Source organism: Streptomyces sp. SID1328 (assembly GCF_009865595.1).
Classification (GTDB): domain Bacteria; phylum Actinomycetota; class Actinomycetes; order Streptomycetales; family Streptomycetaceae; genus Streptomyces; species Streptomyces griseoluteus.
Window position 1 is genome coordinate 1 of sequence record NZ_WWKH01000295.1, and the last position, 4266, is coordinate 4266.

Genomic DNA, 4266 nt, shown 5'->3' on the forward strand with positions numbered 1-4266 from the left:
TTCACGTCAGTGGCGGTGTCCGCCGTGGTGGCCCCAGGAGGCGTCATCGACGAAGCGGCCATGGTCGTTGCGCAGGGTCGCGGTGTCGTGGTCGTTGTTCCACACGTAGGCCCGACGGTCCTGGAAGAGGTCGGTGCGGGTGTCGCGGCCAATACCCGTGTGAACGCGGACCGTTGCACGGCCCGCCAGGCGGTAGTGGTCGAAGGTATAGGTGTGGCCATCCTCGTCGGCCAGCGTCCAGCCGTCGAGGGTGACCGCCCGGCGGGTGGAGTTGGTGATCTCCACCCACTCCTTGTTCAGGGAGCGGTTGGAGCGGTCGTCGCGGCCCGGGGAGTCGTACTGGACACCGGAGATGTAGACGGCCGCCTGGTGGTGGCCGCCGTGGTGGTGGTCGGCGGCCGCGGCTGGCAGCGCGACCGCGCCCAGAGCGGCGGCGGTGATGACGGCGACGGCGGTCAGACGACGGAGCGAGGAAACGGACACGCAGGTCCCCCTTCGTGCGCGCACCACCCCCTGGCGCAGGGCATCGAAACCACGAGGCTGGTGGGTGCGTTGTGCGGGTCGTGCAGCCGGTCGGCAGCACGAACCACACCCTGCCGCCTGGCCCCGCACTATGTGAGGGAATGCGGAGGCTATGACAGTTCCGGCAAGATTCTGTGACAGTCACCTGCAATAACCATATATGCCATTGATGCGCAAGATTGACGGCTCATCAGCGGGCTGAGCCGCAAGAACACGGGGCAAGGAGTGGCATCCGCCAGGCCACGCCACCGCGCAGCCGTGACAGCGTTCACCCGAAAGTGAGTAACGAACTCCACGCAAGGACCACGCGGACCCCTTCGAGACACTTCAGCACGGGTCCGATGCGTGAGCAGAGTCCATAGACCGTCTGCCACGGCCCTTATGCCGATGGCTGATCCCTTCAACAGAGGGTTGCGTCCAGGGAAGTGGTGTACGGGTTCGACCTGATCCGGGGGTTTGCTCCGGCGTTGGAATGAGGCCCGCATAGATGAGGTTGGCGAACGCCAGCGGTCGGCACGTCTGCCGCGGCGCCCGCAGCGGCCGTGATGACACTGGACGGCATGGTTATGGCTGGGGACCAGGTCGCCTTCAACCGGTAGCCCGTCGGGCGGAGGCCGCCTCGACTCGCCGCCTCACCGCGACGTGAGGCGGGGAAGGTCGGCGGGGGAGTGGTCGGGGCGGGCGCGCTGCCAACGTGCGGGGTGGCGCCACCGGCCGGCGGCGTCCCGGGCGACGTCGATGCCGACTTGGGGTCTGAGGAACATCGGTGTCAGATCGTGCGCTAAGCCTCCGCCGCCGCTGCTGGGCGGCTGACGGCACTCCGACGGCGGGACCGGTCTGAAGTCGTCCCTCAGATAACCCCCCAATATCTGCGGTAGCTTGATCCGTCACCTGCGGTGACGATCTCCGGCCGCTGCGCGAAGCGGCCCTGTTATCTGCGGCAAGGGGAAAGCGGTGCCCACGATTGTCCAGCTGCCGACCGGGAAGGCGGTGACCGTCCGGACGGCGGCCGATCTGTTCCTCGACTCGCTCGGCAACCCAAACACGGTCCAGACCTACGGCATCGCCGTCGGGAAGACCGCCGAGCGTCTCGGCGAGGGCCGACCGCTCGCCTCGGTCGAGGACGCCGAGATCGGCGAGGCGCTGGAGCTGCTGTGGGGCCGCTCGGCGGTGAACACCTGGAACGCCCGCCGCGGCGCCGTGCTGTCCTGGACGGGCTGGTGCTCCGAGCGCGGGTACGAGAGCCCGACGGTCCCGGCCTGGGCGAAGCGGCTCGCGGTGCCGGACTCCGAGACCCCGGCCCGCTCGAAGAGGGCCGTCGACCGGCTGATCGCCCGGCGCGAGGTCCACCTCCGGGAGAAGACCCTGTGGCGGATGCTCTACGAGACCTCAGGGCGGGCGGAGGAGATCCTCGGCGTGAACATCGAGGACCTGGACTTCGCCGGGCGCCGCTGCCCGGTCAAGGCGAAGGGCGCCCGGACCAAGGCCCGCCGCCGGGGCCAAGCCCGCGAGGACTACGTGCTGGAGACGGTGTACTGGGACGCCGGCACCGCCCGGCTCCTGCCCCGGCTCCTGCGCGGCCGTACCCGCGGGCCGGTGTTCGTCACCCACCGCAAGCCCGGCCCGGGGAAGATCGTCAGCGCGCGCGACGTCTGCCCGGACACCGGGCTCGCACGGCTCTCGTACGGGCAGGCCCGCGCGCTGCTCGACGAGCACACCGCCGTGCACGGGCCGGGGACCGGCTGGGATCTGCACGAGTACCGCCACTCCTCCCTGACCCACCTCGGTGAGCAGGGTGCCTCCCTGCTGATGCTGATGGCGAAGTCCCGACACAAGAAGCCGGAAAACGTCCGCCGCTACTTCAAGCCGTCCCCCGAAGCGATCGCCGAGGTCACCAGCCTCCTCGCCCCAGGCGACGCACGGCGCTGACCCTGTGATCCTGCCGGGCGGCGGCTTGCTGACCAGCGGCGTTGTCAGAAGAGGTACGTATGCTCCCGGGGGACCATCAGGCAGCGGACGTCTGAGGTGGTGAGGGAAAGGGACTGGGAGGGGCTGGTGGGACAGGAAGCTGGAAGCGCGCGCGCGTTGGGTGCTCGATCCTCTGGTGGCGGTGGGGCCGCTGCGGTTCGGGATGGACCACGACGAGGTGAAGGCGGCCCTGGGCGGCGAATGGAACGGCGGCGGACAGCGCACGGCCGACGGATGGCGCTGGACTCCGTACGACGGTGATTGCGTGATTGCCGTTTACGACCAGGACGGCTGCTTGGTCGCGGTTGAGATCGATGCCAAGGGGGGCCCATTCGTCCGGCTCGACGACGTCGAACTGATCGGCCGGGTCCCCTCTGATGCCCGCACCGAGATCTTGGGCCTCGCGGCCCGGCGGGGGGCCGCGGTGGGGACGAACCGCAGCGGGGATCCGCAGATCGCAGCGTGGGGCGTCTCCATGTCCGCCGAACAGGAGTGGGGGCGGCTACGCGACGGATACCCCGAGCGGAAGGACGCCGTGATCACCACTGCCCTGTTTACCGCCCCCGGAGTCACCGACGATAGGGCTGCCTCCGTCATCAAGGGGCATGATGTCCGTGACCTGGTCGCGAACCCGGGAGCCTGGCCCGTGACGCCTGGCCACGAACGCCCCTGCTGGGAGTGGAACCCGCTGGAGCACGTGGGGCCGCTCCGGTTCGGGATGAGTCCGCACCAGGTGGCCGCTGCCCTCGGCGGCGAGACCCCGGCCGGACGGACGGGCGCTTTCCCGTTCTGGTTCTGGAAGGAGTCCGGCCAGTGGTCCCTCCACACCGACCACTTCGAGCGCGCCGGTGTCACCGCCCAGTACTGGTATCCGGAAGGCGTTCCGGAGCTGGGCGCCGTGACCGTGCACGGCCGTACCGGACCCCAGCTCCACTACGAGGGCATTCCGCTGGTCGGCATCACGCCCTCCGTCCTTGACGCGGCCATCATCCAGCACGTCGAAGACCAGGACCTGGGCCTGCGGTTCAGCCCGAACGGAGCGGCGGTGCCCGACGGGCCCAACCTGTACCTGGACACGGCCAGGGCGGAGGACAGCTCGGTGAGCGAACCGACCTTCTACGCTGAGGATTATCAGATCTGACCCTGCACGGCGCACGATGCAGCCCGAGGGCTGCTCAGGCCCAGCCCAACCCGCTGCACTTCCTCTTCACCCCTCGCATGATGCTTCGCACCGCGCTCCCCCAGCTCAAGGACGGTCTGGCCTTCGCCGACGCCCACCGCTGGTTCATCGCCTGCGTGCTCCACCGCCTCCACCTCCAGCAGCGCTACGGCACTGACTACAAGGTCGCCACCTCCGGCGGCAGCGGAAACCTCACCGTCGGCTACACCTACGACCGCGACGGCAACCTGCTCACCCAGACCGACGCCTCCGGCACCCTCACCTACACCTACGACGGACTCGGCCGGGAAGCCACCCGCGCCGTCGCCGACGGTGCCGCCTACACCCAGGGCTACGACCCGGCCGGCAACCTCAAGACGCTTACCGACCCGAACGGCACCACCACCTACGGCTACGACGCGGCCAACCACCTCACCTCACTGAAGGACCCGACGGGCGCGAGCACCACCTTCACCTACGACGAGGATGGCAACCGCACCGCCACCAAACTCCCCGGCGGCACCACCCAGAGCGCCCAGTGGGACAACGCCGACCGCCCCACCCAGATCAAGGCGACCACCTCGACCGGCACGCTGGTCACCTACAACTACAGCTAC

General features: G+C 69.3%; 3 protein-coding genes and 1 pseudogene. 3 read left to right on the top strand and 1 reads right to left on the bottom strand.

What is annotated here, in order from left to right; genetic code table 11:
• Positions 1-6: 6 nt before the first annotated feature.
• Positions 7-483: a lamin tail domain-containing protein gene (locus tag GT030_RS08850; RefSeq protein ID WP_346009597.1), complete on the bottom strand. Its 477-nt coding sequence runs from the start codon at positions 481-483 to the stop codon at positions 7-9.
• A gap of 993 nt (positions 484-1476) precedes the next feature.
• Here GT030_RS08850 and GT030_RS08860 point away from each other — a divergent pair.
• From GT030_RS08860 to GT030_RS08870, 3 genes and pseudogenes are all read left to right on the top strand, one after another.
• Complete coding sequence (locus tag GT030_RS08860) at positions 1477-2451, top strand: site-specific integrase (protein WP_161200619.1); 975 nt, start codon at positions 1477-1479, stop codon at positions 2449-2451.
• A gap of 160 nt (positions 2452-2611) precedes the next feature.
• On the top strand, positions 2612-3631 hold the full coding sequence (locus GT030_RS08865) for a hypothetical protein (RefSeq protein ID WP_161200620.1): 1020 nt from the start codon (positions 2612-2614) through the stop codon (positions 3629-3631).
• Between the two features lie 77 nt (positions 3632-3708).
• Positions 3709-4266, top strand: a pseudogene (locus GT030_RS08870) (RHS repeat protein); the annotation flags it as partial.